The organism is Pseudomonas sp. PSPC2-3, assembly GCF_049898265.1.
Classification (GTDB): domain Bacteria; phylum Pseudomonadota; class Gammaproteobacteria; order Pseudomonadales; family Pseudomonadaceae; genus Aquipseudomonas; species Aquipseudomonas veronii.
The window spans coordinates 127,682-153,515 of record NZ_JAFCXJ010000011.1 but is presented as its reverse complement, the minus strand read 5'-3'; the positions used below and the strand labels follow the sequence as shown (position 1 = coordinate 153,515).

Here is a 25,834-nt window from a genome sequence, read left to right as displayed (position 1 = left end):
ATGCAGCAGCGAGAGAAGCGGCAAGGGCTGCTGCCTGCCCCTGCCGCGTGGGGATTCAGGCTTTCAACTGGCGCATGCCATCGGCTAGCAGCCAAAGCGCACGGTTGAGGCGGATGTTCTGGTCGATGCCCTGCACCGGGCGGGTTTGCTGGCGGCGTCCGTTGGCGCTGCGCCCGCGCAGTCCGCCTTGGGTCAGGTTCTCTTGCGTGCGGTTGAACACGCTCCACAAGTCCGGGCGGCGATCATCAAAGCGGCGCGGCATCAAGATTTGTGATTCCGTGATGGGCGCGGGCTTGTCGGGGTCGTCGTACTTGAGGGCCAGCGCGGCGCGGGCGAACACTTCGGATTCGCCATCGTTCAAGGTGATGGCGCGCATGGCATCGCGGGATTCCTGCACGTGGTCGAAGCCGCGCAAGACTTCGTAAGCGCCTTCGATGACGGAACCGGCCACGTCGCCTTTGTGCGGCACGCGCACATCGGCCACTGTGTCGCCGCAGACAAGGCCATTGCTGCAAACGAACCGGAACATTCCGGCCAGCATCTGATAGCTGCTCGTGCCGTCATGCGAGTTCAACAGCACGATTTCATTGGCTTCCGCGCCGTTGATCTGGCTGGCGTGGCGCAGGCGCAGCATGTGCTTGGTGAAGTCGCGGCGGTCCTCGTTGCGCACGCGGGTCTGCGCCACCATGAAGGGCTGGAACCCTTCCTTGCGCAGTTCCGCCAGTACGGCGGCGGTTGGGATATAGGCGTACCGCTCGGAACGGCTTTCGTGCGGGGCGTCCGCGAAGATGGACGGAGCTACGCGGCGGATTTGGTCATCGGACAGCGGGTAGTCGCTGCGCAGCGACGGGGAGCGGGAAGCGAATCGGGATGCGAGTTGCATGGCATTTCTCCTGACGAAAAAGGTTTGCTGTTCAAACCGCACACCGGATTCCTAGATTCGGAGCCCAGCCTTTCGGCTGTTCGGTGCGGTCGGCACGAGGAACCCGGTTGGCCTCGTTGCCACCGTCTTTCCTGAGTTCATCGCCCGCGGCCAAAGGAGCGCGCGGACGGGGGCCGTCAAGGAAACGAGCGCAGGGTTGGTGCGGCCCGCAGGCGCAGCCGAGGACACGGCCCTGCGCGCCTTGACGGCACACGGGAGCGGGCTACGGTCGCGGGTAAGGTGATGAAGTCAGGGGAGACGGCTGGACAAGGCAACGGCCATCCCTGTATGCCGACCGCACGCAAGCGAAGCGCGCAGGCCCGAAGCTGGAAGCCGGGCCGAAGGCGTCAGCCGAGCGGAGCGAGGGAACGATGGACGCCAGATAGGGGCGAGACTCGCGCAGCGAGGCTCGATGCGCTACGCGCACGACAGCGCGACCGGCCATTGCTCAGATGGCCGGGGACGCCCGAACGCAAAGTGGCCTTTACGATGACGCTATGCCCGAGACAGAACACGCCGATTCCAACGATCCCCTGGAACACATGTTCCAGCGCTCGGAGGCCTTGCACGAACGGTTCAACGAACTGCTCGACGGCGCCGATTTCGACGGCTCCCCATGCATCTGGCCTGGAGGTGCTGCGTAACTCGAACGGCCTGAGGACCATGATCGCCATGATGATGGCCATCCTCAGCGGCGATGAAGCCATCACCATTCCGATGGGCAAGGCCCAGCCGGCGTTCGCCGACTGCCCGCCGGACTTGCTCAAGCCCTGATGGCCGGTCATACGACACCCCGCCCGACCAGGCGCGCATAGGCGCTCAGGCGCTTCTGGGCGTGGAATCGCAGATCACGCTAGACGGCAAACCTGCCAGTCGACGACGGCGCTGTGACCGCCACTGCCGCAGCCTCTCTTACCACTTGACCTCGCTTTATGAGATAATTACTTTAGTCCATTGAAGAATTTTTATTTTTCAATATAAATCAATTAGTTATCGAGGTTGCGGGCGAAATGAGAGAAGAGCAGTCAGATTTAGCCCAGATGGTCCGCCTGGCTTTGGCCGAGCAGAGTGAGGATGTGCGCCTGTTCACGGCGCGGCTAGTCCGCAAGTACCGAGGGACGGCGCCCGACTTGGCCGAGCAGCTCGAACTGTTCCTGAAGTCGAAGCCAGTACGCAGTGTCTCTCCCATGCGCAAGCTGTCGCCTCAGCCGCCAACGGCCCACGCCTTGCCGGTTGACGACGAATCCCGTCTCTCTCTCCTGAAGGTGTTCAAGGACGAACCGACGACAGATGCGCCGCTGCTGTCCGGCGATGTCGAGGATTCACTGGGGCAACTCATCGCCGAGCGCCGGCAGAGCGATCGACTTCAGGCCATGGGGCTGACGCCGACCCGCTCGGCCATCTTTGTGGGGCCGCCCGGGGTCGGCAAGACACTCACGGCCCGCTGGCTGGCCGCGCAATTGAAGGTGCCGCTGTACGTGCTCGACCTGACAGCCGTGATGAGCAGCCTGCTAGGCAAGAGCGGCACCAATCTGCGGGCGGCCATCGATTTCGCCAAACGCGAGCCTTGCGTGCTGCTGCTGGACGAAATCGACGCTATCGCCAAGCGACGCAGCGATGACAGCGACGTAGGCGAACTCAAGCGCCTGGTCACGGTGATCCTGCAAGAAGTCGACGAATGGCCTGCCAGCAGTGTATTGCTGGCGGCCACCAACCACCCGGAACTGATCGATCCGGCGCTGTGGCGACGCTTCGACCTGGTAGTCCAGTTCAAGACGCCCGATGAACAGGCAGTCAAGGAAGCCATCAAGCGATTCCTGGGGCCGGACTACGCCCTTTTTGCCCGTTGGATCGACATCCTGGTGTTTGCATTCGCCGGCCATTCGTTCAGCGACATCGAGCGCGACGTGCAGCGCTTCCGGCGTGCCGTGGCGCTGGGCACGACCACCGACGCTGATCTGGTCGAAGACTTCATGAAGGCGCGTGCGTTGGCGCTCGATAGGCAGGGCCGCATCGATCTGGCGGTGATGCTGGCCAAGCAGACCCGCCTGTCCCAGCACACTGTTTCCGACATCACCGGGGTGAGCCGGGACACGATCCGAAAGTACACCAATGAGACGTCTGCGGTACGAAAGGCCGCACAACGGAGAAAGGCTGACGCATGAGCCAAACCAATTTCCTGATCGGTCGTGGCGAGCTGCTGACCCATGACATCGTCGGTCCGAAGCGCATGCCAGGCAAGGCCGAGGTCTACACGTTCGCGCAGGCGAGGGAGCGAATGGTTCCTCAGTTCCGCAGTGCAAGCAAGGCGCTGGACGAGCTATCTGCTGACGCTTGCCCGGGCGACTTCGCGGTAGCCCGGCTGATGATGAATCCCAGCTTCATTGCGCGCTCGTATTTTCCGACAGGACTGCTGCGTAGTACGGGACTGGAGTCCATCGGGAGCCGTACCGTCAAGGTCAAGCCGCAGGCCTGGACCCGCAAGGGGCAGCCGCATGAAACCACAACGACCGAACTGTTTGTCGCCGGCAAGCGCCAGGCTTTCCGCAACCTCTCCCGATGGACGCAAACCATTGAGGCGGAATCCGACGAGGGCGAAGATCTTGCCCACATCGAACAGTTTGCCGCCTTTGCGCCAGCAGAGCGAATCGTGGGCCTCGGCGGCCCGAAGGATCGCTTTTTCGAAGTAGGCCTACATCTGCTACCGGATGAAGACCCGGGCCTAATCCAGAAGGCTTTCGTGAAGTTCGCGCAGCAGGAAGGCGTGAAGGTCCACAGTGAAGTCGATTTCATCGCCGGCAATCTGTGGTTCGTGCCGGTCGAGGGCAAGCCGCGCGACATTGAGCGGTTGGCCAGCTTCGCCTTCGTGCGGGTGATCCGTCCCGTGCCAAAGCTGCGTGGTATCCGTCCCTTGCAACGCAGTGGTGGGCCCTCAGTGGGATGCAGCCTCCCCACCGAACAGGCCCTTTCATCCGAACCTCGTGTCGCCATCCTGGACGGTGGCCTGCCTAAGCACCATCCGATCGGCCCCTGGCTGCGCTCGTACCGCAAGCTCGACGAAGACGCCGACGATGATCCGGACGGCCCGGAGCATGGCTTGGGCGTGACCTCGGCCGTGCTGTTCGGTCCGATCCAGCCCAACGGTACGGCCGGCAGGCCGTTCGCCCCGGTGGACCATCTGCGCGTGCTGGACCAGGAGGCGGGCGGCGAAGATCCATTGGAGTTGTATCGCACACTCGGTCTCATCGAGCAGGTTCTGCTGTCGAGGTCCTACGAGTTCATCAACCTGAGCCTGGGCCCAGATCTCGAAGTGGAGGACCGGGAAGTTCACGCTTGGACGTCCGTTATCGACGAGTTGCTCAGCGACGGCGACACGCTCATGACGGTGGCCGTTGGCAATAACGGAGACCGGGACCGCGAGCTCGGCTACAACCGCGTACAGGTTCCATCGGATTGCGTGAATGCGCTCGCGGTCGGCGCGGCCGACGACACCGATGCTGGCTGGGCACGCGCGCCCTACAGCGCGATCGGGCCGGGCCGCAGCCCCGGGGTTATCAAGCCAGACCTGATGGCGTTCGGTGGCAACCCAGCAGCCAAATACTTTCATGTGTTGGCGCCGAACGTGAAGCCGGTGCTGACGCCGCAGTTGGGTACCAGCTTCGCGGCTCCGTACCTGCTGCGTAGCGCGGTCGGCGTACGCGCGATCCTGGGCGGAGATCTGACGCCACTCGCCATCAAGGCCCTTCTGGTTCACGCGGCCGATCCTGGCGAGCATGATCCGGTCGAAGTGGGTTGGGGCAAGATTCCTGAGGACACCCTCGACATTATCACCTGCCCGGATGGTGTGGCCCGCGTGGTCTACCAGGGCGAGCTCAAGCCCAGTAAGTACTTGCGTGCCAGCCTGCCGCTGCCCAAGGAAGGACTGCTCGGCAATGTGCGTCTGAAGGCGACGTTCTGCTATGCCTCACCCACCGATCCGCAGGATGCCGCGGCCTACACCAAGGCCGGCCTCGAAGTCGTCTTCCGGCCCAACGACGAGAAGATCAAGGATGGCAAGAGCAACGCGGATACCAAGGGCTTCTTCGACTTGAAGAAGTTCGCCACCGAGCAGGAGCGGCGTTCGGATCAGGGCAAATGGGAAACTGTGCTGCACGGAGCCAAGACCTTCCGCGGCTCCAGCCTCAAGAACCCCGTTTTCGACATTCACTACAACGCCCGCGACGGCGGCGGCCGGGCCACCACTGGTGCCGAGAAGATCCGCTATGCACTGATCCTCTCGGTCGAGGCCCCGAAGCATGCTGATCTCTACAACGACATCTTGCGTGCCTATGCCAAAACCCTCGTGCCGATCCAGCCGCAGGTGTCCTTGCCGATTCGTGTTCGGTGACGGTGGAAAAGAGAACGCATGTATAGAGCGGGCTGACGGGCAAGGAGAAGATCGATGCCGAAACCCTTGAGAAGCAAGGATAAAAACGGGGAGCCGTTCGCGCGACCCCCGGAGATCGACGCCTGTTTGCAGAGGCTGGAGTCGATCGATGCCGCGACACGCCTGCAGGCCTTCACCGTCGCGTCGAGGAAGAGCGACGGCTATGTGCCGTCGGAAGCACTGACATATTTCCTGCGGCGCGCCCATGCGACAGGCGCAAAGGACGAGTTCAAGCAGCTTTTCGGACTGCTCATGAAGCGCGTCGGGCAGTCTCTGTTTGCATCGATCCCGGACTCTCGTATGGCCGGGGCACAAGACATCAGAGAAGAGGTCATGAGCCGATTCGCTGAGCGAATTGCCAAGGACTGCAGCGGCCGCTTCGCTATGCTGGATTTCTTTGAAGTGCGGTTCGACCTAGCATTCGCCCGGTTCCGCAAGACCGTGCTGAGGCAGATTGGTCCGGCCTCGGTCCTTACAGTGCCGCTGTCCACGGATGACGATGAGGGTCAGGACATTTCACCGGAGGTCGAGGCAGCAGCGGCCGACTTCCTCGGAGGCGACCCTCAAAAAATTGACGACCCGGCTTTCCGGTTGGAGTTGGACGCTGCGATTGACGCATTACCAGACGATCAGAGGCGGGTCGTTGGCTTGCTACGGCAAGGCTTCCAGATCGACTCGAAGGACCCGAACATCATGACTATCGCGAAGATGCTCCAGTGCGATGAGAGAACCGTGCGCAATCGCCGCGACCGTGCCTACAAGACCCTCAGGTCTGTTCTGCAGGAGGACGCATGAGTACGTCAAAGCCTTTCGCTGCAGACGAGGAATCTGTGCTGATGGCGTTCTCCATGGAGCCCAACCATGGCCGGGAAACGCTTGAACGCTACATTAGGGAGTACCCGCAGCATGCGACCGCGCTGATCGACTGTTCGATCGATCTGCTTTATGAGGCGCCAGAAGGCGATGTTCCGGCGACCGAAGTGCCGGACAGCGCGATTGATAAGGCCTGGCAGCGATTCGAGCGGGCTGTCCAGCAGCCCGATGCGGAGGTTGCGAATCCGTTCACCAAGCTCAATACGAGCAGCTTCAAGTCGCTCGCACGCAGCCTGGACGTCAGTAACCTCTTCCTCATGCGGGTGCGCGATCGGGCCATTCGTACTGCCACCATTCCTGCCCGATTCGTCGAGAAGCTTGCGTCAGAACTGGGTGTCACCGTTCAATCTGTGAACGCATACCTGCAGGGGCCACCGGGCATGGTTTCCGGACACGCTTTTCGGTCAAATGTGAAGCCGAGTGTGGGCGAGCAGATCACGTTCGACCAAGCTGTCGCGACTTCACAACTCACGCCGGAGCAGCAGGCGACGCTAAAGGCACTGTCGGACTGAACGATGGACGCCACCGAGGCCGCTCGACTGGAAGCAGAACGCCTGCACCGTGCGAACGTCGCGGCCGGCGGAGATCCGACCCGGCCTTTAGTGTTTGCGCTTCAGGAAGCCTCAAATCGCGGCTTGGATGTGTACGCGCTGCGAGAAGGAGACCCACAGCTTAAGGGAGGCAAAGCCACGTTCGACTGTCAGGCTGGAGGCATCCTCTACGAGGATCGTGGATCAGACTTCGAGCGCGCGTTTTTGATTGCACACGAACTCGGCCATGTCGTGCTGGAAGGTGGCACGCTCGATGTGGTGACGGTGGATGTCGAGCCCGACCGATCGCTGGAAGACGCACCGGTGGGCGTCGATCGTGTCCTTGACTACGGGGCGCGTGAGCGACGTGAAGTGAAGATGGACCTCTTCGCGCGCGAGTTCCTGCTGCCGCGTCCTGTGTTGCGCGAGTTGCATGTCAACGAAGGACTGACATCCGACGCGATCGCGATGCGCTTCGGCGCGCCGCTCGCTGTGGTGCAGCAACAGTTGCTTGATGCACTGCTGCTGCCAGCGGCCGAAGAGCCGAACCCCGTAGGCGCCGGCGCCGTGGCAGCTCCGCTCACCCCAGACCCCACGCAGGCTCAGGCGGCAGCACATCGTGGCTTGGCGTTTCAGCTGCAGGCAGGGCCGGGTACGGGCAAGACGCGGACGCTTGTTCGTCGCATCGAAGGGTTGCTTGCGGACGGCGTCGATCCCACCACGATCCTGGTACTCACCTTCTCCAACAAGGCGGCCAATGAACTGTGCGAGAGGATTGCCGCGAGCAATCCTGTCGCGGCGGCGGCGATGTGGATCGGCACATTCCACGCATTCGGGCTGGACATCGTTCGCCGCTTTCACGACCGACTGGCGCTGCCGCCGGACCCACGATTGATCGACCGGACGGAGGCCATTGAACTCCTGGAGGACGAGTTTCCGCGGCTCGACCTGAAGCACTATCGCAACCTCTGGGACCCGGCCCTGGATTTAAGCGACATGCTGAGCGCGATCTCGCGCGCCAAGGATGAGGTTGTCGATGCAGCAGGCTATCGCGCCCTCTCGCAGTCGATGGCGGATCGAGCAGGGACCGACCAGGACGCGAAGGTTCGTGCGCAGAAGTGCCTGGAGGTCGCCACGCTCTTCGAGGCGTACGAACGGCTGCTGACCGCGCGCCAGCTGCTGGACTTCGGTGACCTGGTCGCGCTGCCGGTTCGTCTTGTCGAGGGCAGCGCCGAGGTAAGGGATGCCCTGCGTGCTCGCCATGAGCATGTACTGGTAGATGAATACCAAGATGTCAACCGCGCCTCGGTCCGGCTCCTGAAGGCCATCGTCAGCGACGGCCGCAACCTGTGGGTTGTCGGCGATGCACGCCAATCCATCTACCGCTTCCGCGGCGCCTCTGCGACGAACATCGCGCGCTTTGCGATCGACTTCCCCGGCGCGCAGGCCGCACAGCTGGGCGTCAACTATCGCTCCGACGAACGGATCGTCGATGTGTTCACCGAGTTCGCGCGCGGCATGCAAGCATCCGCCGGTGCGTTGCCGCTGAACCTGCTGGCCGACCGCGGCTCCACAGGAGAACGGGTTGAGCTTCGCGTTGCCGGGTCGGCTGACGATGAAATCTCCGCGCTTGCCGCGTCGATCACGGCCCTGCACGAGCAGGGCATTGCCTATGGTGGCCAGGCGGTGCTGTGCGCGTCCAATGCGCGCCTGAACGCCATTGCAGAAGGTCTTGAGGCCCGGGGCATTCCCGCGCTGCACTTGGGCAGCTTGTTCGAGAGGCCGGAAATCAAGGATCTGCTGGCCTTGCTCTCGCTGGCGACCGACCCGCGGGCGGCCGCGATGGTGCGCGTGGCAACCATGGCTCGGCACCAAATGCCCTTGAAGGATGTCATGCGGGTCATTGAGCCGCTGCGGACGACGAATCCAGCTTCGCTGGATTGGTTGGCAATACACGCCGGAGTGGATGGCCTGACAGACGGCAGTCGAGAAGCGCTATCTCGCCTGTCCGCGCTCTTTGCAGGTGTGAACGCATCGACTGACCCCTGGCTCTTACTTGCTGGATGGACGATCGATGGTCTCGGACTCGCGAAGACGCTTTATTTGGCTGGTGATCCGCAGAGTCGCATGCAAAGTCTGGCTGTCTGGCAGTTCTTGAACTTCTGTCGCCGGCAGCCAAGAGGCCAAGGCATGCCAGTGGTTCGCCTGCTTGATCGCGTCAGGCGGTTAGTTCTGCTCTCTGAGGATCGTGGATTGAGCCAGTTGCCCCGCAGTGCCGAGAACATCGAAGCAGTGCGCTTGATGACCATCCACGGAAGCAAGGGGCTGGAGTTCGATGTCGTTCATTTACCTGGCATGGTAACGTCCGGCCTACCGCGCAACAACGTGCCGCCGCGTTGTCTTCCTCCGGACGGTCTGATCCATGGTTCGGAGGGACTGACCGGCATCGAGGCGGTGAAGGCCGGCCACGACGAGGAAGAAGAGTGCTTGTTCTTCGTAGCGCTTTCGCGAGCGCGCGATAGGCTGCAGCTGTATGCCTACGCCAGGCAGGCAGATGGTCGTACGCGTAGCGCCTCCAAGTTTATCGCCCCGATCGACCGACTCCTTGTTCGTCCGGTACCGGTGCCGTTGCAAGCCGGCTCGACATCGACGGGCACCCCGCTCGCCATCACATGGCAAGGGCGTCCCCAATGGACCGACATCCAGGTCAACCTCTTCGAGCGGTGCCCGCGCCGCTTCTTGTACACGCACGTGCTGAGGCTTGGAGGTCGACGAACTGAAACCGCATTCATGAAGATGCACAACGTCGTGAGCGACGTGTTCGATTGGTTGAAACGGGAGCACGAGACGACAAGTCCCACGGTCGACGAGCTGGCTGCATGCTTCGAGGAGGCCTGGTGCTCCAAGGGTGCGACAGAGCATGGATATGCGGAGGACTACCGCCGCATCGGCAAGCGGCTCGTCGATTTCCTCATCGAGAGCCGGAATCGTGACGTGGCCGCGCCGGCGCCACCGATCTCGCTGGGTTGGGCCGAGGGCGAGATCCTCGTAACCCCGGATGGTGTAGCTCACGGAGCCGGTGGCCGGGTCACGGTGCGGCGCGTCATGACGGGCAAGCAGCGCTCGAACGCCTTCGATGATATTGAGTACACAATTCTCCAACTCGCCGCCGTCCAGGCTTATGGACCACATGCGCAGGTCGAGGTGACCTACCTTACCAGCGAAACCATCCAGCCGATGGAAATCACGTCGCGCAAGCTGGAATCCAGGCGCGAGAAGCTGCAGACCTTTCTTCAGGCAATGCAGGCCGGGCAGTTCCCCTCTAAGCCCGAGGCTCGTAGCTGTCCGCGCTGCCCGCACTTCTTCCTCTGCGGCGAGTTGCCCGGAGGGGGGTGGGTACAAGAAAAACTTTGATCGACCTTTCCGGTCTGCCGCTGGGCTGCGATTGACCAAGTAAGGGGCTAGAAAACCTGCAATCCCGCAGATGACGGCTCTCCCTATGAGGCAATCAAATGCAAACCCAGACCACCAGCGGTGATGACCGCTTCGATGTCGAAGATGTTGCTGCGGCGATCCGCGAAGGCCGCAGCCTGCGGCCAGCGGCGCTCTACCGGATCGTCGTCCTGGACGACCAGCTCCACGAACGTCACGTCGATCTCTCCGATCCGGTGCCGACCGGGCGCCAGATCCTTCAGGCCGCCGGATCGCGCCCGGCCGATGAGTACAGCATTTATGCGATTTTGACCTCTGGCGAGTTCGAGGACCTGCGTCTGGACGAAACCTACGATCTGCGCGGCCGCGGTGCGGAACGTTTCGTCATCTTCCAGACTGATCGCGCGTTCAAGTTCACGATCGATGACCGGCAACTGGAGTGGGGCAAGCCCAGCATCAGCGGCCGCGTGCTCAAGGCGCTGGCCGGTGTCCCACCAGAGACCTACGACGTCTATCTCGAAGTGCGTGGCGGGGGCCAGGACATTCTGATCCGCGACGGTGACCTGATCGATCTGGGTAAGCCGGGCATCGAGCGCTTCATCACGCTGATCCGTGACACCACTGAGGGGCTGCTCACGCTGCCCGAAGCGGACCAGCGCTATCTGAGCAGCCATGGCGTGGCTTTCGAGATGGTGAGCGACGGTGCGCACACGGGCGTCATCTTCAAGCAGTTGCCGCTGCCCTCCGGAAAGCTCAACCACGCCACGGCCGATGTGCTCGTTCTCCTGCCGCCGGGCTATCCCGATGTTGCGCCGGACATGTTCTATTGCGACCCGTGGCTGACGCTGCAAAGCGTTGGGCGCTACCCGACCTGCGCTGACCAGGCCCACGCGTTCCAGGGCCGCAGCTGGCAGCGCTGGTCGCGCCACAACACAGCGTGGCGCCCGGGCATCGACGGCCTGCACACTATGCTCAAGCGCATCGAGCACGCCCTGGCGGAGGCGAAGTGATGTCGCCGGCCGCTCTGGACATCGTCCTGCTGGAGCCGCACGAGGCGGCCCTGCGCTTGCTGCTGCAAAGGGAAAACGGTGCCGAGGCGTCCGCCTACGTGCTGTTCGGCAAGGCTGACATCTCGGCAGACCCCTGGTCGGGAGTGCCTCGCACCAGATTGATCTCGCACGAAGTCATCCCCGTCGCGGCCGATGAAATGGTCTCCGCATCGCCTGTCCATGTCACATGGTCCACCCGAGGCTTCATGCGCATTCTCGGCATCGCGAAAGAACGGGGCTTGGTTGCGGGCCTGGTACACACGCATCCGAACGCGGCAGCGTTCTTCTCCGACCAGGATGACCGAAACGAGTCGGAGCTGGCCCGGACGACATTCAACAAGGGCGTTTCCGGCCTAGCCAGCATGGTGTTCGGCCGCGATGACGCCATCGCGGGCAGGCTCTGGACTGCCCCCGGCAAGACGGTCATGGCATCCTCGATCTCGCTGGTAGGAAGCCAGATCAAGATCGCGCGCAAGGTGGCTGCGGCTGACGAAGATCAATTCCTGGCGCGGCAGGCCGCGCTCTTCGGCCAAGGGTTCAATCCAGTCGTGCGCGGGCTGCGGGTGGGTGTCGTAGGGGGCGGCGGCACGGGCAGTGCTGTCGCGATGCTATTGGCGCGGCTGGGCGTCGGCTTTCTGGGGCTGATGGACAAAGACACCATTGATGTCACCAATCTCAACCGCGTGCATGGCTCGCGCACCGCAGATGTGGACGCCGGCTTGGCCAAGGTGGACATCCTCGCGCGCGAGATTCGCGCCGCGGGTCTCGGCACCCAGGTCGTCACCAAAGAGGAGTGGGTCGGCCATCCTGATCTGCGCGATCTGCTGCGCTCCTGCGACGTGCTTTTCGGCTGTACCGACGACCATCAGGGGCGGCTGACGCTCAACCGCCTGGCGCACTACTACGGCATCCCGCTGATCGATGTGGGCCTGCGCATGCGCGCGGCACGCAGCGGCGCGGACTTCGACATGACGGGGCGCGTGTCGACGATTGGGCCCGGCAAACCTTGTCTCATGTGTCTGGGAGTAGCCGATCCGCGCCGCGCTGCGGCCGAAGGACTCCGGCGCAGCGACCCGGCCGAGTTCGAGCGGCGTAAGGCGGAAGCCTATGTGGACGGCGGCGGCGACCCGGCGCCTGCGGTGGTCACGTTCACTACGGCCATCGCCTGCGCGGCCGTCGATGAACTCATTCAGGGACTGACCGGTTTTCGCGGTCCTGCGGGCATGTCGCACAACAGGATTCGCCGCTTTGACCGCGTAGAGGATCGCACCATGACCTGCCGACCCTTGGCGTCTTGCCCGGTTTGTGCCAGCCAGGCGAGCTGGGGACGCGGCGATGTCAACCCATTTCTTGGGGTGATCGGATGACCATGAAGCGACTTATCGCGCGAGCGCTGCGCCGGCTCGGGTGGCTGCAGTACAACCTGCTCGTTTACCCGGTCGCGCAGCATCCGGGCAATAATGCCGTGCCGCCGGGAGAGCTGTGGCTGGTCATCGACACCGGCGTCAAGAAGTGGGCTTGCATGAGCTGCCCCGGCGGTTGTGGCGTGCAGATATCACTTTCCCTTAACCCGGATCGACGACCCCGGTGGTCTGTCGAAACAGACTTCTGGGGGCGACCAACCATGTCGCCCTCCATCCACCAGCATCGGGCATGTTCCTGTCACTTCTGGGTAAAGAAGGGTTTGATCGAGTGGTGCCGGTAGAGACCCACCCGGCACCATGTCCGGCCGATACGCAATCGACGCTGTCGTCGGCAAAGGTGCAGCCTTTGCCAAGCTCCGGGAGAAATCCACCATCCGCTGGTCGACTGCTGTTTAATATCAGATTCCGAATATTCGTCCTTGCGGTTCAGTGACTCCAACTCATACGAGCTCTTGATTGCATCGTCAGGCTTTGGCGGTGCGCTCATAGAAGTGGCTGCCGATCTGCCTTCGAGCTGGCGCACCGCGCACCGCGCGGCGCCTCGGCCTCGTAAAACCGACGGGTATGGTCATCCTTGACCGCCAGCAGCCGGACATAGGCCGACCACAGCAACCTGAAGACCAGGGCCAGTTCGGAGAGGTCAAATTTCCGAGACAGCGTCTCGGAAATTGCCTCAAGGGGGTAAGCGGCAAAGAAGCGCCGCATGTTTTCCAGGTTGTCCGGGCTGAACCCGCGCCCAAAGCGCGCCGTCAGACCGGCGGACAACCGCGCCATCAACTGCTCGCCGTAACCAGCCCGCCGCCTGCCTTTCTGCTCGGCTTGCACGATCCGGCGGCCAATCTCCCAATAGCTGGTCGTCATCAGCGCATTGACACTGCCCGCCGCTGCTTGGCGCGCGGCATCCAGCAGTTCCACGATGCCGCCCTGGATGCCAGCATATCCAGCCCCGGTAAGGCGGCGGATTCCCCACTGCTGCGGGCGTCTTCCTTGTCATGCTGTCACCTCCACAGAACGGGACGCCCCGGTAATCGCCAGCCGCCGATTCGCCACCAGCTCGGCGGCATCTCGCACCGGCTTGTCCTCGGTATGTACGTAGTGCATAAACATCGCAACGGTCTTGTGACCTGTGAGCTTCATGCCCACTTTGGTTGGCACGCCTGAGTTGGCAATGTCGGTCGTCGCTCGATGGCGGATGCCGTGCGTGCCGACATGCGGCACGCCGGCGGCCTTGAGCACGCGCTTCCAGCCGCCATAGTGTTCGCCATGCGTCAGATGCCGGGCCGGGTCGTTGGGCGACGGCAGGACGTAGGGGGAGCCCTCCCGGCGCGGCGCCGTCGAAAGCAGCCGATAGGCTTCCTCGCTCATGGGTTTGGAAATGCCGCCGGTCTTGCTGTCGGGCCAGACGACGCGGCGCTTTTCCAGATCAACCCAGCCCCATTCGAGCGGGCAGATTTCGGAGCGGCGGGCGGCAAACTCGAATTGCAGGCGGATCGCCAGCGGGATGACGTAGTTCTCCAGTCCCTCGGCTTCCAAGTGCTCCAGGTGACGGAAGATCCGCACCAGTTCATCGTCCACGATGAGCCGGGTTTCCTTGCCGGGCGGAAACATCGGGACGTGGCGGCACGGGTTTGTGCCGTCCGGACGCAGCCCCCACACTTCGGCCAGGTTGAACATCTTGCGCAGCACGCCGAAGGTGCGGTTGGCCTCGGCCGGCTTGTGGGCCAGCTTCTTCATCAGCGCGGCCACGTCCGGGCGCTTCACGTCCTGCACCTTCATCCGCCCCATGATCGGGATGATGCAGCGGTCGATGACGCCCTGATAGCCGCGCTGCGTGCTGGGCTTGTTGCGCTGCTTGGAGTAGTCCTCCATGAAGGTGTGGCAATACTCCTTCATGGTCTGTGCCTTGCGGGCGGCGGCCTTAGCCGCGCTGGGGTCGCCGCCCCGGCGCACCTCGGCCAGCCACTCCTGCGCCATGACACGGGCCTGCTCGACGGTCAGTTCGCCGTACTGGCCCAGGGCCGGCTTGCGGCGCTCGCCGGCGTTCGTCCGGTACTGGAGCATGAACACCTTGCGGCCGGCCGGGGTGATCTTGCACAGGAAGCCGGGCACCACGGTGTCCCGCAGTTCGATGGCCTGCGCCTGGGGCTTGGCGGCATCGACAGCGGATTTGGTGAGTTTGATTCTTGCCATGATGACTCCTCGGAAACCTCGGTTTCCAAGAGCCACATGGGAGCCACGCGACCGGAAGCCGGGTCAAGTTTCGGAAAGCACCGGCATATGATGGACGCGCCTAAGTCCTTGATAAACCTGCTGTAGCGGGCCTGGGCGCAGTCCAGCGAAGTGCCGGGCTGGAGTCATCGTCAAACAAAAAAAGGCCCCGCGGGTGGGCGAGGCCGGTTCAGGCAGATCGGTTCAAGCTTACCAACCGCGACCATAGTAGCCGTGGGGGTGGCCGTAATAGCCACGCGGTGGCCCGTAATACACCGGCGCCGGGCGGTAATAGACTTCTTGTTGCACATACACCGGCGGCGGTGGTGCGTAGTACACAGGCGGCGGTGCGGCGTAAACCGGTTGCGGTTGCACATACACCGGCTGCTGCACATAGACTTCACGGGGTTGGCTGGCAACCACGGAGCCTACGACGGCGGCGCCGACTAACGCACCCAAGACGGCCGGACCACCCCATCCACCACCGTGGGCGGAGGCTTGGCCTGCCATAGCGAGTGCACCGATAAGCAAGGCGATCTTGGGGATTTTACGAATCATGGTCATTCCTCGGTTAGCCCCTGCGCTTGTGGCCTGCAATCAATTGGCTCAAGTAATGTCGCGGGGATACTTTTAAGACAACGTATTTCTGAAAAACAGCACGGCCGATTGGTAAAGATTGTGTAAGGTCTGTACCGATTTGCTTACTTCAAGGAGTTACCCATGCAGATGCACCCCAACAAGGATACCCAACTGTGCATGTCACTGTCGGCGCGTCCCGGGAATTTCGGCCTGCGATTTCATAACCATTTGTATGAACAACTGGGTCTGAATTTCTACTATAAAGCCTTCAGCAGCCAGGATTTAGCCGGCGCGATCGGCGGTATCCGGGCGTTGGGGATTCGCGGTTGCGGGGTGTCGATGCCGTTCAAGGAGGCCAGTATTGCCCTGGTGGACGAACTGGACAGTTCGGTCAAAGCCATCGCGTCCCTGAACACCATCGTCAACACGGCCGGCCATCTCAAGGCCTACAACACCGACTACATCGCCATCGCGCAACTGTTGAAAAAGCATGCAGTGCCGACAGATTCGACCTTTGCCCTGCGCGGCAGCGGCGGCATGGCCAAAGCCGTGGCCAGCGCCCTGCGCGACGGCGGGTATGCCAATGGCGTGATCGTGGCGCGTAACGAAGCGGCGGGCAGGGCGCTGGCGCAGAGCCTGGGTTATCAATGGCAGGCGCAATTGGGCGATCTGCGCCCGCAGATGTTGATCAACGTCACGCCGATCGGCATGACCGGCGGGGCCGAGGCCGATCAGTTGGCTTTCGAGGCTGACGCGGTGGACCAGGCGCAGACTGTGTTCGATGTGGTGGCGATCCCGGCGGAAACACCGTTGATCGTGCGCGCACGTGCCCAAGGCAAGCGCGTGATCACCGGGCTGGAAGTGATCGCGATCCAGGCGCTGGAGCAGTTTGTGTTGTACACCGGGGTGCGGCCGACCCAGGAGCAGTTCGAAAGCGCCGTCGCGTTTGCGCGAGGCTGAACAGCGCGGCCAATCACCTGTAGGAGCAGGCAAGCCGGCTCCTACAGGGGGTTGAGCGTGTCAGGCCTGTTCCAGCTGTGCCAGCCGTTCTTCGAGCGCGGCAATCCGCGCTTCCAGCTCTTCGATGCGCTCGACTGAGACCCCGCCGGCCCCGCGTTCCACCGGGTTGCCGCGCGCCGCGATAATCGCCTCGATATCCGCCGGGTCGCCCAGCGCGTGGGTATAGCGATCCTCGCGTTGCCCCGCCTGGCGCGGCACCAGCACGGCCAGCCCCCGCGCAATCAGGCGTTCCAACTGGTGTACGACCTGGTCGGCGTCTTCGAAGTCATGCATGCGCCCGCTGCGGGTCAGCAGTTCGTTGACCGTCTGCGGCCCACGCAGAAACAGCAGCCCGGTCAGGATCACCTGGGCCGGCACCAATTCCAGGGCCTTGTCGACCCGGTGTTCCCAGCGGTCGGCGCGGCTGCCCATGACCAGGCGGGTGAAACCCTGGCCTTCCAGCACGCGCAGGCTTTGGCCGACCTGGCCTTGACTGAGGTTCATCACCGGCTCGCGGCTGGTCTTCTGGTTGCACGCCAGCACCAGCGCGTTGAGGGTCAGGGGGTAGGTTTCCGGGTTGGTCGCCTGTTTTTCGATCAGGCAGCCTAGGATGCGGATTTCCGTGCTGTTCAGGCGCGGCTCAGGGGTGTCGATATCGTGTTCAGCGGTCATCGCGCTTTCCCTATGCAGTGAACGCACTAGCCTAATCCCGAAAAAATAAAAGACAAGCGGCCGGCATGGCTATAATCGCAGCTGGTTCCAACCCAGCCCTTACCGATGAGACTGTCATGACTATTTCCCTGTACGCCGCTTCCGTCCCAGTCTTCAAGCAAATGCTCACCGCCCTGAGCGGTGTGCTGGACAAAGCCGAAGCCCACGCCACCGCGAAGAACATCGAACCCAACGCCTTGCTGCAAGCGCGCCTGTTCCCGGACATGTTCCAACTGGTGCGCCAGGTGCAGATCGCCGTCGACTTCGCCAAGGGCGTTTCCGCGCGCCTGGCCGAGATCGAAGTGCCGAAATACGAAGACAACGAAGTGACCTTCGCCGACCTGCAAGCGCTGATCGCCAAGGTCCTGGCGTTTATGGACAGCATCAAGCCCGAGCAAATCGACGGCAAAGAAGGCATCGAGATCATCACTCGCCCAGGCACGCCGAAAGAGAAGCGCTTCAGCGGCCAGTCCTACCTGCTGACCTACGGCCTGCCGCAGTTCTTCTTCCACGTCACCACCGCTTACGCACTGCTGCGTCACAACGGTGTGGAAGTGGGCAAGCGTGATTACATGGGCGCTTTCTGAATAACCGTGTACTGAGCGCATAAAATAAAAAAGCCCGGGGTCGTTCCGCTGTGAACGGCCCCGGGCTTTTTTGCGAGCGCTGTTTAAACCGGTTGCTCTTCCTTGCCCAGGCACGCCGCCGCAGTAAACAGCACATCGGTGGACGAGTTGAGCGCGGTTTCCGCCGAGTCCTGCAACACACCGATGATGAAACCTACGGCCACCACCTGCATGGCGATATCGCTGGAGATGCCGAACAGGCTGCACGCCAGCGGGATCAGCAGCAGCGAACCGCCGGCCACGCCCGACGCACCGCACGCGCAAATGGCGGCGACCACGCTGAGCAGCACGGCGGTGGGCAGGTCTACGATGATGCCCAGGGTGTGTACGGCGGCCAGGGTCAACACGGTGATGGTGATCGCCGCACCCGCCATGTTGATGGTGGCGCCCAGCGGGATCGACACCGAGTAGGTGTCTTCATGCAGGCCCAGGCGTTTGCTCAACGCCAGGTTCACCGGAATGTTCGCTGCCGAACTGCGGGTGAAGAATGCCGTGATGCCGCTTTCGCGCAGGCACATCAATACCAGTGGGTAGGGGTTGCGGCGCAGTTTCCAGAACACGATGGCCGGGTTGATCACCAGCGCCACGAACAGCATGCAGCCGATCAGCACCACCAACAGGTGGGCGTAACCGAGCAGGGCGCCGAAGCCGGAGGTGGCCAGGGTCGAGGCCACCAGGCCGAAAATCCCCAGGGGCGCGAAGCGGATCACCACGCGCACGATCAAGGTCACGCCGTTGGACAGGTCATCGAGCACCGTGCGGGTGGTTTCGCCGGCATGGCGAATCGCGATGCCCATGCCGATGGCCCAGGCCAGAATGCCGATAAAGTTGGCGTTCATCAGCGCGCTCACCGGGTTGTCCACCACGCTCAGCAACAGGCTCTGCAACACCTCGCCGATGCCGCCGGGGGCGCTCACGGTGGCGTCGTGGGTGGCGAGCACCAGCGGCGAGGGAAACAGCGTGCTGGCGATCACTGCAACCACGGCGGCCGCGAAGGTGCCCAGCAGGTAGAGGAACAGGATCGGCTTGATGTGGGTTTCCTGGCCGTGTTTGTGGTTGGCGATCGACGCCATCACCAGCACGAACACCAGGATCGGCGCCACGGCCTTCAGCGCGGTGACAAACACTTTGCCGATGAAACCGGTGGCCCTGGCGGCGTCGGGCAACACGAAGGCCAGCAGAATACCGGCGATCAGGCCGATGACGATTTGCGTGACCAGGCTGACGCGCGCGAGTCGTTGGAAAAGGGAAGGGGCAGCAGTCATAAACGGTTGTCTCTGGTTTTTTTAGTAGGACGCAGCATTGCAGGTGGAGCGCGCTGTAGGAAGCGGGTGCGGAGTCTATCATGCTGTAGGAAATGTCCCTGTTGATGCGGCATTCCGTCACCCATTTGCGGCCAATTCGCACAGATCCTGTTAATATCGCCGTCTCTCATCTTTCCTCTTCGTCAGCGGGCCTCCGGGCTTTCGTTGATGTTGTCGTTTCTGGAGTTTTCATGCTGTTTCCCATCCTGCTGCTGTCGGCCGCCGGTTTTACCGTGCTGACCACAGAATTCATTATCGTCGGCCTGTTGCCGTCGATTGCCCGGGACCTGAATGTCAGCGTGTCCCAGGCCGGCCTGCTGGTGACGCTGTTTGCGTTCACCGTGGCGGCGTTCGGCCCGTTTCTCACGGCCTACTGCGCGCGGTTCCAGCGCAAGCGCCTGTTCATCACGATTTTGATCATGTTCTCCGTGGCCAATGGCGTGGCTGCGCTGGCGCCGAATATCTGGGTGATGTCCCTGGCGCGCTTGATTCCGGCGTTGGGTTTGCCGGTGTTCTGGGCGCTGGCCAGTGAAACGGCGGTGGACATCGTCGGCCCGGCATACGCCGGTCGCGCCATCGAGAAGATCGGCTTCGGGATCGTCTGCGCCACCGTCTTCGGCATTCCGGTGGGCACGTTGATTTCCGATATGTTCGGCTGGCGCAGCGCGTTTGCGGTCCTCGCGGTGATTGCCTTGGCCAAGGCGCTGCTGCTGTTTGTCTACCTGCCGGTGACACAGGCGAAGAACGCGCAGGTGACGTTGCGCTCGCAATTCAAGCTGCTGCGCAGCCCGTTGATGCAGGGGCATATCCTGCTGTCGATCCTGGTCTTCAGCGGCATGTTCACCGCCTACACCTACCTGGCCGACATCCTTGAGCGCCTGGCCGGCTTCGACGGCACGCTGGTTGGCTGGTGCCTGATGGGCTTTGGCGCGGTCGGGTTGATCGGCAACTCCCTGGGCGGCCGTGCGGTGGATCGCCACCCCTTGATTGCGTCGATGGTGTTCTGCGGGTTCATGATCGGCGGCATGGTCGCGTTGGTGCCGGCGATTCACTCCACCATCGGCCTGGCGGCGGCGATGGCCGTGTGGGGCGTGACCCAGGCGGCGATGTTCCTGGTCAGCCATGTGCGGCTGATGAAGGCTGCGCCGCATGCGCCGGCGTTTGCCGCGTCGCTGAATATTGCCGGTGGAAACCTCGGTATCGGTCTCGGCGCCTTGGTCGGTGGGCATGTGATCGACACCCTCGGCCTGGCCAGCCTGGGCCTGGCTGCGTCCGGGTTCATCCTGGTGTCGATGCTGCTGGCGCTGTGGCTGATGAGCGCCAAACCGCTGCCGACTGGCGCTTGAACCCTCAGGGCAGGGCGGTGAACAGTTCTCGCCTGGCGCCTTCGGTAATCGCCACGATGCCGGGGTGCTTGACCTTGCGTTCCACCGAAATCGCATAGAACGATTCGGTCACTGCCTCGGTCTGGCCAATCAGCGCGACGCCGTACTGGCGCACCACCTCATCGGCGATCACGCTGGGGGCGATAAAGATCCCGCTGCCGGATTGGCCGAATGCCTGCATCAAGGCACTGTCGTCGAACTCGCCGATGATCTTCGGTTGGATCTGTTGCTCGGCAAACCAGCGCAGCAAGCGGCTGCGCACCACGGTCTCCGCCCCCGGAATCAATAGCGGCGCGCCCTGTAAACACTGTGGGAAAACGCCGCGGTGTCGGTCAGCCAGTGCTTGGGTAGCGAAAAAACTGATGCCGCATTCGCCCAACTTCTGGCTGTAGCCTTTGATGTCCAGATGCGTGGGCATGGGGCTGTCGGAAATCACCAGGTCGAGGCGCTGGATCGCCAGGTCGGCGAGCAGGCGTTCGAGTTTGTCTTCGCGGCAGGTGATGCGGATCGGCTCGCTGAGCTCCATGGTCGGCGCGATCAGCCGGTAGACGATGGATTTGGGCACCACATCCGCCACCCCGACGCGAAACAGAATCTGCTGCTCATTCGGCTGGGCGCGCAACATCGCCTCCAACTCGTTGCCGGTCTGGAACATCTGCTCGGCATAGGGCAACGCCTGGCGCCCGGCTTCGGTCAGCTCGAGCTGACGGCCAACCCGCTGAAACAGGGCGATACCGAAGGTTTGCTCGAGCAGACTGATCTGCCCGCTGATGGTCTGAGGGGTGAGGTTCAGTTGCTCACAGGCGCGCACGATGCTGCCGGTCTTGGCCACCACCCAGAAGTAATGCAATTGTCGGTAATTGAGCATGCCGGCCTACACTTCGTTAAAGCCGAAGTATACGCGAGAAAAATACGAATTTTCCTGAAGTGTTCCCCTGCATAGAATGCATCGCTATCGAGGGGCCACTATTTGGACCCAATGGTTCTAATGAGGAAAACATCATGAAACTCAATTCTCTGGGCGCGGCATCGTTGCTTGCGCTTTCATTAGTAGTGGTCAGCGGTTGTGATCAGGTCGAAAAAAGCGCACAGCAGGTGATGGGCAAGGCCAGCGAATCGGCCAAGCAAGTGATCGATGACACCCACAAGGCCGCCGAGCAGGCATTGAGTGAAGCGACCCAAGGCCTGATCAGTCCGCAGAAAAAAGACGATCAGCCGCAAAACGAGTCTGAATCGACGCGTAAAGAAGCCTAATTTCCCAGCACAACGTCAGGATTGATCTATGGACTACCTTGTACAACTGGCCGCCAGCCCCACCGCCTGGGTCGCACTGGCGACCTTGATCGTGATGGAAATCGTGCTGGGCATCGATAACCTGATCTTTATCTCGATCCTCACCAACAAATTGCCCGAGCAGCACCGGGCCAAGGCGCGGCGCATCGGCATCAGCATGGCGTTGGTGTTGCGCCTGGGCCTGTTGAGCACCATTGCGTTCATCGTGCAGTTGACCACGCCGGTGTTTGAGATCCTCGGCCAGGCGTTTTCGTGGAAGGACATGATCCTCATCGCCGGCGGCCTGTTCCTGGTCTGGAAGGCAACCACCGAGATCCATCAAAGCATGGACCCGGAGCCTGAAGATAAGGCCAGCAGCGGCAATGCCGTGTCCATCGGCTTTGCTGCGGCCATCGGCCAGATCCTGATGCTCGACCTGGTGTTCTCCATCGACAGCATCATCACCGCCGTGGGCATGACCGAGCATTTGCCGATCATGATCGTTGCCGTGGTGACCTCGGTCATCGTGATGCTGGTGGCGGCTGAACCGCTGGCCAAGTTCATCCACGACAACCCGACCGTGGTGATGCTGGCCCTGGGCTTCCTGATCATGATCGGCATGACCCTGATCGCCGAAGGCTTCGGCGCCCATGTGCCAAAAGGCTACGTGTATGCGGCCATGGCGTTCTCGGCGGCGATCGAGTGCTTGAACATCGCCCGGCGCAACCGCCACAAGCGGTTGCTGGCCGCCCGCCAGTAATCGCAGCAACCCAAAAAGGCCGGCTGTGCTCGTAAGAGCCCCGCCGGCTTTTTGCCGTCTGTTAGAATCCGCGCACTTGATAGCTTGAGGTCCACCATGAACGAGCCGATTCGCCTTACCCAGTACAGCCATGGCGCGGGGTGTGGCTGCAAGATTTCGCCCCAGGTATTGGAAGTGATCCTCGCCGGCAGCGGCGCACAGAACCTTGACCCCAACCTGTGGGTGGGCAACGCCTCGCGGGACGATGCGGCGGTGTACGCCATCGACGACGAGCGCGGCGTGGTCTCCACCACTGATTTTTTCATGCCGATTGTCGATGACCCGTTCGACTTCGGCCGGATCGCCGCCACCAACGCGATCAGCGACATCTACGCCATGGGCGGCGACCCGTTGATGGCCATCGCCATTCTGGGCTGGCCGGTGAATGTCCTGGCGCCTGAGGTTGCCCGCGAAGTGATCCGTGGCGGCCGCTCCGTGTGCGACGAGGCTGGCATTCCCCTGGCCGGTGGCCACTCCATCGATGCGCCGGAGCCCATCTTCGGCCTGGCCGTGACCGGCATCGTGCAAAAGCGCCATATGAAGCGCAACGACACCGCCACCGTCGGCTGCCGTTTGTACCTGACCAAGCCCCTGGGCATCGGCATCCTGACCACTGCCGAAAAGAAGGGCAAATTGCGCGAGGCGGATATCGGCCTGGCTCGTGACTGGATGTGTACCCTCAACAAGCCTGGCAGCCGCTTCGGCAAACTGGCCGGCGTCACGGCAATGACCGACGTCACCGGCTTCGGGCTTTTGGGCCACTTGGTGGAAATGGCTGACGGCAGCGGCGTGACGGCACGCATCGAATACGACAAAGTCCCACGCCTGCCCGGGATCGAGGACTACCTGGACCAGGGCTGCATGCCGGGCGGCACCTTGCGCAACTTCGACAGCTACGCGAGCAAGCTCGGGCGCCTGCAGGAGCTGCACAAGCGCGTGCTGTGTGACCCGCAGACCAGCGGCGGCCTGCTGATCGCCGTTACGCCCGCGGGCGACGCCGAGTTTCATGCGGTCGCCAGCGAACTGGGCCTGACCCTTGAGCCCATCGGTGAATTGGTTGAGCGACAGACCCACGCGGTAGAGGTGTTTTGATGGCGACTGACATCACCGACTACCGCGACATCTTCCTCAACGACCGGCCGATGATGGATACCCGCGCGCCGGTCGAGTTCGCCAAGGGCGCGTTCCCGGGCGTGGTCAACCTGCCACTGATGACCGATGACGAGCGTCAGCGGGTCGGCACTTGCTACAAACAGCAGGGCCAGCAAGCGGCTATCGTGCTCGGACACGAACTGGTGTCCGGGGCGATCAAGGCCGGGCGTATCGAGCAATGGGCGCGGTTCGCCCAGGCCAATCCCGACGGCTACCTGTACTGCTTTCGTGGCGGGCTGCGCTCGCAGATCGTGCAGCAATGGCTGAAAACCGAAGCCGGTATCGAGTACCCCCGCGTCGGCGGCGGCTACAAAGCCATGCGTGGTTTTTTGCTGGAGACCGTCGAACAGGCGGTCGCCGAGTGTGATTTCGTGTTGCTGGGCGGCATGACCGGCACTGGCAAGACCGAAGTGCTCGGCCAACTGCGCAACGCCCTGGACCTGGAGGGCCACGCCAACCATCGCGGTTCCAGCTTCGGCAAACGGGCCACAGTGCAACCGTCCAACATCGACTTCGAGAACCGCCTGGCGGTGGACCTGCTGAAAAAACGCGCGGGCGGCGTCGAGCAGTTTGTGGTCGAGGATGAGAGCCGCATGATCGGCAGTTGTGCGCTGCCGTTGCCGTTGCACAAGGGTATGCAGACCTTTGCGATGGTGTGGCTGGAAGACACTGTCGAAGGCCGGGTTGAACGTATCCTGCGCGATTACGTGGTCGACCTTTGCGCCGAATTCATCGCGGTATTTGGCGAAACCGGCTACGTCCTGTTTGGCGAGCGCCTGACCCAGAGCCTGGCCAATATCCACAAGCGCCTGGGCGGCGAGCGTTTCCAGCGGTTGCAGGCGATTCTGCAGGACGCCCTGGCGGAACAGACCCGCAGCGGCGCTGTGGACCTGCACCGGGTGTGGATCGAAGGGTTGCTGCGCGAGTACTACGACCCGATGTACGCCTTCCAGCGTGAAAGCAAAGGCGCGCGCATCGAGTTTGTCGGGGAGCAGGCAGCGGTGGTGGAGTATTTGCGCGAGCGTGGTGCATTGCGAGGTTGATGCCTGCCTGCAATAAGGCCCTCAACCCCGCCTGCCACTTACAGAATCGCCGCTCCAATCAAGCCGCAGACCACGCCTACCAGCATGGTCAAGCCGGCCACGGTGACCAGCACCCGCGCGTCGAAATCCTTGCGCAACATCAGCAGCGACGGCAGGCTCACGCTCGGCAGGGTCATCAACAGGGCCACGGCCGGGCCGCTGCCCATGCCCAGCGTCATCATGGTTTGTACGATAGGAATCTCCGCGGCGGTCGGAATCACGAACAGCGTGCCGACAATCGCCAGCGGCACCAGCCACAGCAGGCTGTCGGCCATCGCCCCATCCACATGGGGAAACAGCCAGACCCGCGCCGCGCCCAACACCAGCACTGCCAGGATATACACCGGGATCGTGCTCCAGAACAGTTGCCACAGGGTGCGCAACCAGCGGCTGAAAAACGGTTGCGACTCGATCACGCTGGCCTCGGCCACCGCGCCCAGCGCCGCTTCCGGCACTTGTTCCGGGCGCGCGATGCGCTGGGCCACCAGGGACACGCCCACCACCAGCACAATCCCCGCCACCAGCCTTAACGCCGTGAAGCCCCAGCCCAGCACAAACCCCATGAATACCAGGGTGGCCGGGTTCAGCACCGGGTTGGCGATCCAGAACGCTAGCGCCGCGCCCACCGACACTTGCTGCCGGCGCATGCCTGCCGCCACCGGTGCCGCGCAGCAACTGCACATCATTCCGGGCAGCGCGAACAGCCCGCCGCGCAGGGTCGAACCCAGCCCGGCACGCCCGAACAGGCGCAGCAGCCAGTCGCGGGGGATCAACACTTGCAGCAACGAGCCCAAGATCACCGCCAAAACGGCGGCTTTCCAGATCGCCAGGAAATACACCTGGGCGTAGGCCAGCGCCGCGGCCAGTGGCGAGGTTTGCTGGTCATTGAGAATCGACGCGCCGATGCTGTGGTTGTCGGCGGCGACGAACGCCTTGAAGTAGTAGGGCGACCACTTCACGTAGTAGAGGCCGATGCAGGCGACCAGCAGGAACAGCGCTGGTTTCCACCAGAACGACCAGCCCCGGTTGGGCTGGGTGGAGACGAGGTTGGACATGGTGTT

General features: G+C 62.6%; 25 protein-coding genes. 17 read left to right on the top strand and 8 right to left on the bottom strand.

Annotation, left to right across the window (positions count from 1 at the left end):
- Positions 1-55: 55 nt before the first annotated feature.
- Positions 56-883 carry a DUF932 domain-containing protein gene (locus ACP7E3_RS25000; protein WP_023123964.1) on the bottom strand — a complete coding sequence of 276 codons (828 nt, stop codon included), beginning with the start codon at positions 881-883 and terminating at the stop codon, positions 56-58.
- A 536-nt stretch (positions 884-1,419) separates the two neighbouring features.
- Between ACP7E3_RS25000 and ACP7E3_RS24995 the strand changes: the two genes are divergently transcribed.
- From ACP7E3_RS24995 to ACP7E3_RS24950, 10 genes are all read left to right on the top strand, one after another.
- Positions 1,420-1,566 carry a hypothetical protein gene (locus ACP7E3_RS24995; protein ID WP_021156355.1) on the top strand — a complete coding sequence of 49 codons (147 nt, stop codon included), beginning with the start codon at positions 1,420-1,422 and terminating at the stop codon, positions 1,564-1,566.
- Positions 1,567-1,594: 28 nt separating this feature from the next.
- On the top strand, positions 1,595-1,696 hold the full coding sequence (locus tag ACP7E3_RS24990) for a hypothetical protein (protein WP_023082439.1): 102 nt from the start codon (positions 1,595-1,597) through the stop codon (positions 1,694-1,696).
- Between the two features lie 236 nt (positions 1,697-1,932).
- Entirely contained in the window at positions 1,933-3,087 is a 1,155-nt protein-coding gene (locus ACP7E3_RS24985; RefSeq protein ID WP_023082438.1) for an AAA family ATPase, read from the top strand.
- On the top strand, positions 3,084-5,309 hold the full coding sequence (locus ACP7E3_RS24980) for a S8 family peptidase (protein WP_023082437.1): 2,226 nt from the start codon (positions 3,084-3,086) through the stop codon (positions 5,307-5,309). The genes ACP7E3_RS24985 and ACP7E3_RS24980 overlap by 4 nt, the downstream gene beginning before the upstream one ends.
- 54 nt (positions 5,310-5,363) lie before the next feature.
- A complete protein-coding gene (locus ACP7E3_RS24975; protein WP_019184003.1) occupies positions 5,364-6,143 on the top strand; it encodes an RNA polymerase subunit sigma-24 in 780 nt (259 codons plus the stop codon).
- On the top strand, positions 6,140-6,733 hold the full coding sequence (locus ACP7E3_RS24970; RefSeq protein WP_023082436.1) for a hypothetical protein: 594 nt from the start codon (positions 6,140-6,142) through the stop codon (positions 6,731-6,733). Before ACP7E3_RS24975 ends, ACP7E3_RS24970 begins: the two co-directional genes overlap by 4 nt.
- A gap of 3 nt (positions 6,734-6,736) precedes the next feature.
- Positions 6,737-10,165, top strand: coding sequence for a UvrD-helicase domain-containing protein (locus tag ACP7E3_RS24965; RefSeq protein ID WP_021156363.1), 3,429 nt, complete (start codon positions 6,737-6,739; stop codon positions 10,163-10,165).
- Between the two features lie 98 nt (positions 10,166-10,263).
- Positions 10,264-11,193: a multiubiquitin domain-containing protein gene (locus ACP7E3_RS24960; RefSeq protein ID WP_021156364.1), complete on the top strand. Its 930-nt coding sequence runs from the start codon at positions 10,264-10,266 to the stop codon at positions 11,191-11,193.
- Complete coding sequence (locus tag ACP7E3_RS24955; RefSeq protein WP_019183999.1) at positions 11,193-12,599, top strand: ThiF family adenylyltransferase; 1,407 nt, start codon at positions 11,193-11,195, stop codon at positions 12,597-12,599. The genes ACP7E3_RS24960 and ACP7E3_RS24955 overlap by 1 nt, the downstream gene beginning before the upstream one ends.
- Positions 12,596-12,937: a DUF6527 family protein gene (locus ACP7E3_RS24950; protein WP_339328081.1), complete on the top strand. Its 342-nt coding sequence runs from the start codon at positions 12,596-12,598 to the stop codon at positions 12,935-12,937. Before ACP7E3_RS24955 ends, ACP7E3_RS24950 begins: the two co-directional genes overlap by 4 nt.
- A gap of 202 nt (positions 12,938-13,139) precedes the next feature.
- Here ACP7E3_RS24950 and ACP7E3_RS24945 read toward each other — a convergent pair whose 3' ends face one another.
- From ACP7E3_RS24945 to ACP7E3_RS24935, 3 genes are all read right to left on the bottom strand, one after another.
- The gene (locus tag ACP7E3_RS24945; protein ID WP_021156365.1) at positions 13,140-13,571 is read right to left on the bottom strand and encodes a DUF1016 N-terminal domain-containing protein; all 432 of its coding nucleotides are present in this window, start codon (positions 13,569-13,571) and stop codon (positions 13,140-13,142) included.
- Between the two features lie 75 nt (positions 13,572-13,646).
- On the bottom strand, positions 13,647-14,846 hold the full coding sequence (locus tag ACP7E3_RS24940) for a tyrosine-type recombinase/integrase (RefSeq protein ID WP_021156366.1): 1,200 nt from the start codon (positions 14,844-14,846) through the stop codon (positions 13,647-13,649).
- 228 nt (positions 14,847-15,074) lie between these two features.
- Positions 15,075-15,428 (bottom strand): hypothetical protein, encoded by a 354-nt coding sequence (locus tag ACP7E3_RS24935; protein ID WP_046384035.1) that lies wholly within the window; start codon positions 15,426-15,428, stop codon positions 15,075-15,077.
- Positions 15,429-15,584: 156 nt separating this feature from the next.
- On the opposite strand from ACP7E3_RS24935, the gene ACP7E3_RS24930 reads away from it, so the two are divergent.
- Positions 15,585-16,403 (top strand): shikimate 5-dehydrogenase, encoded by an 819-nt coding sequence (locus ACP7E3_RS24930; RefSeq protein WP_046384034.1) that lies wholly within the window; start codon positions 15,585-15,587, stop codon positions 16,401-16,403.
- A gap of 60 nt (positions 16,404-16,463) precedes the next feature.
- Here ACP7E3_RS24930 and ACP7E3_RS24925 read toward each other — a convergent pair whose 3' ends face one another.
- On the bottom strand, positions 16,464-17,114 hold the full coding sequence (locus tag ACP7E3_RS24925) for a YceH family protein (protein ID WP_046384033.1): 651 nt from the start codon (positions 17,112-17,114) through the stop codon (positions 16,464-16,466).
- 116 nt (positions 17,115-17,230) lie between these two features.
- Here ACP7E3_RS24925 and ACP7E3_RS24920 point away from each other — a divergent pair, with 116 nt between their 5' ends.
- On the top strand, positions 17,231-17,740 hold the full coding sequence (locus ACP7E3_RS24920; RefSeq protein WP_017847025.1) for a DUF1993 domain-containing protein: 510 nt from the start codon (positions 17,231-17,233) through the stop codon (positions 17,738-17,740).
- Positions 17,741-17,823: 83 nt separating this feature from the next.
- Here ACP7E3_RS24920 and sstT read toward each other — a convergent pair whose 3' ends face one another.
- Positions 17,824-19,044, bottom strand: a complete 1,221-nt coding sequence (sstT, locus tag ACP7E3_RS24915; protein WP_079443296.1) for a serine/threonine transporter SstT — start codon at positions 19,042-19,044, stop codon at positions 17,824-17,826.
- 230 nt (positions 19,045-19,274) lie between these two features.
- On the opposite strand from sstT, the gene ACP7E3_RS24910 reads away from it, so the two are divergent.
- Positions 19,275-20,429, top strand: a complete 1,155-nt coding sequence (locus tag ACP7E3_RS24910) for an MFS transporter (protein ID WP_411220397.1) — start codon at positions 19,275-19,277, stop codon at positions 20,427-20,429.
- 4 nt (positions 20,430-20,433) lie between these two features.
- On the opposite strand, the gene nhaR is transcribed toward ACP7E3_RS24910, so the two are convergent.
- Entirely contained in the window at positions 20,434-21,336 is a 903-nt protein-coding gene (nhaR, locus tag ACP7E3_RS24905; protein WP_017847030.1) for a transcriptional activator NhaR, read from the bottom strand.
- Positions 21,337-21,470: 134 nt separating this feature from the next.
- On the opposite strand from nhaR, the gene ACP7E3_RS24900 reads away from it, so the two are divergent.
- The 4 genes from ACP7E3_RS24900 (at position 21,471) to mnmH (ending at position 24,734) form a co-directional block, all read left to right on the top strand.
- Entirely contained in the window at positions 21,471-21,722 is a 252-nt protein-coding gene (locus ACP7E3_RS24900) for a hypothetical protein (RefSeq protein ID WP_017847031.1), read from the top strand.
- A 28-nt stretch (positions 21,723-21,750) separates the two neighbouring features.
- On the top strand, positions 21,751-22,500 hold the full coding sequence (locus ACP7E3_RS24895; protein ID WP_426124724.1) for a TerC family protein: 750 nt from the start codon (positions 21,751-21,753) through the stop codon (positions 22,498-22,500).
- A gap of 96 nt (positions 22,501-22,596) precedes the next feature.
- Positions 22,597-23,631 carry a selenide, water dikinase SelD gene (selD, locus tag ACP7E3_RS24890; RefSeq protein ID WP_057004903.1) on the top strand — a complete coding sequence of 345 codons (1,035 nt, stop codon included), beginning with the start codon at positions 22,597-22,599 and terminating at the stop codon, positions 23,629-23,631.
- Entirely contained in the window at positions 23,631-24,734 is a 1,104-nt protein-coding gene (gene mnmH / locus ACP7E3_RS24885) for a tRNA 2-selenouridine(34) synthase MnmH (RefSeq protein WP_017847034.1), read from the top strand. The genes selD and mnmH overlap by 1 nt, the downstream gene beginning before the upstream one ends.
- A 38-nt stretch (positions 24,735-24,772) precedes the next feature.
- On the opposite strand, the gene ACP7E3_RS24880 is transcribed toward mnmH, so the two are convergent.
- On the bottom strand, positions 24,773-25,828 hold the full coding sequence (locus ACP7E3_RS24880) for a permease (RefSeq protein ID WP_026140034.1): 1,056 nt from the start codon (positions 25,826-25,828) through the stop codon (positions 24,773-24,775).
- Positions 25,829-25,834: the final 6 nt, after the last annotated feature.

Coding starts and splice junctions, on each gene's coding strand:
- selD (WP_057004903.1), top strand. CDS start 22,597: ATGAACGAGCCGATTCGCCTTACCCAGTACAGCCATGGCGCGGGGTGT.
- ACP7E3_RS24990 (WP_023082439.1), top strand. CDS start 1,595: ATGATGATGGCCATCCTCAGCGGCGATGAAGCCATCACCATTCCGATG.
- sstT (WP_079443296.1), bottom strand. CDS start 19,044: ATGACTGCTGCCCCTTCCCTTTTCCAACGACTCGCGCGCGTCAGCCTG.
- ACP7E3_RS24900 (WP_017847031.1), top strand. CDS start 21,471: ATGAAACTCAATTCTCTGGGCGCGGCATCGTTGCTTGCGCTTTCATTA.
- ACP7E3_RS24995 (WP_021156355.1), top strand. CDS start 1,420: ATGCCCGAGACAGAACACGCCGATTCCAACGATCCCCTGGAACACATG.
- ACP7E3_RS24980 (WP_023082437.1), top strand. CDS start 3,084: ATGAGCCAAACCAATTTCCTGATCGGTCGTGGCGAGCTGCTGACCCAT.
- ACP7E3_RS24950 (WP_339328081.1), top strand. CDS start 12,596: ATGACCATGAAGCGACTTATCGCGCGAGCGCTGCGCCGGCTCGGGTGG.
- ACP7E3_RS24985 (WP_023082438.1), top strand. CDS start 1,933: ATGAGAGAAGAGCAGTCAGATTTAGCCCAGATGGTCCGCCTGGCTTTG.
- ACP7E3_RS24955 (WP_019183999.1), top strand. CDS start 11,193: ATGTCGCCGGCCGCTCTGGACATCGTCCTGCTGGAGCCGCACGAGGCG.
- mnmH (WP_017847034.1), top strand. CDS start 23,631: ATGGCGACTGACATCACCGACTACCGCGACATCTTCCTCAACGACCGG.
- ACP7E3_RS24880 (WP_026140034.1), bottom strand. CDS start 25,828: ATGTCCAACCTCGTCTCCACCCAGCCCAACCGGGGCTGGTCGTTCTGG.
- ACP7E3_RS24920 (WP_017847025.1), top strand. CDS start 17,231: ATGACTATTTCCCTGTACGCCGCTTCCGTCCCAGTCTTCAAGCAAATG.
- ACP7E3_RS24965 (WP_021156363.1), top strand. CDS start 6,737: ATGGACGCCACCGAGGCCGCTCGACTGGAAGCAGAACGCCTGCACCGT.
- ACP7E3_RS24930 (WP_046384034.1), top strand. CDS start 15,585: ATGCAGATGCACCCCAACAAGGATACCCAACTGTGCATGTCACTGTCG.
- ACP7E3_RS25000 (WP_023123964.1), bottom strand. CDS start 883: ATGCAACTCGCATCCCGATTCGCTTCCCGCTCCCCGTCGCTGCGCAGC.
- nhaR (WP_017847030.1), bottom strand. CDS start 21,336: ATGCTCAATTACCGACAATTGCATTACTTCTGGGTGGTGGCCAAGACC.
- ACP7E3_RS24910 (WP_411220397.1), top strand. CDS start 19,275: ATGCTGTTTCCCATCCTGCTGCTGTCGGCCGCCGGTTTTACCGTGCTG.
- ACP7E3_RS24975 (WP_019184003.1), top strand. CDS start 5,364: ATGCCGAAACCCTTGAGAAGCAAGGATAAAAACGGGGAGCCGTTCGCG.
- ACP7E3_RS24935 (WP_046384035.1), bottom strand. CDS start 15,428: ATGACCATGATTCGTAAAATCCCCAAGATCGCCTTGCTTATCGGTGCA.
- ACP7E3_RS24940 (WP_021156366.1), bottom strand. CDS start 14,846: ATGGCAAGAATCAAACTCACCAAATCCGCTGTCGATGCCGCCAAGCCC.
- ACP7E3_RS24970 (WP_023082436.1), top strand. CDS start 6,140: ATGAGTACGTCAAAGCCTTTCGCTGCAGACGAGGAATCTGTGCTGATG.
- ACP7E3_RS24960 (WP_021156364.1), top strand. CDS start 10,264: ATGCAAACCCAGACCACCAGCGGTGATGACCGCTTCGATGTCGAAGAT.
- ACP7E3_RS24925 (WP_046384033.1), bottom strand. CDS start 17,114: ATGACCGCTGAACACGATATCGACACCCCTGAGCCGCGCCTGAACAGC.
- ACP7E3_RS24895 (WP_426124724.1), top strand. CDS start 21,751: ATGGACTACCTTGTACAACTGGCCGCCAGCCCCACCGCCTGGGTCGCA.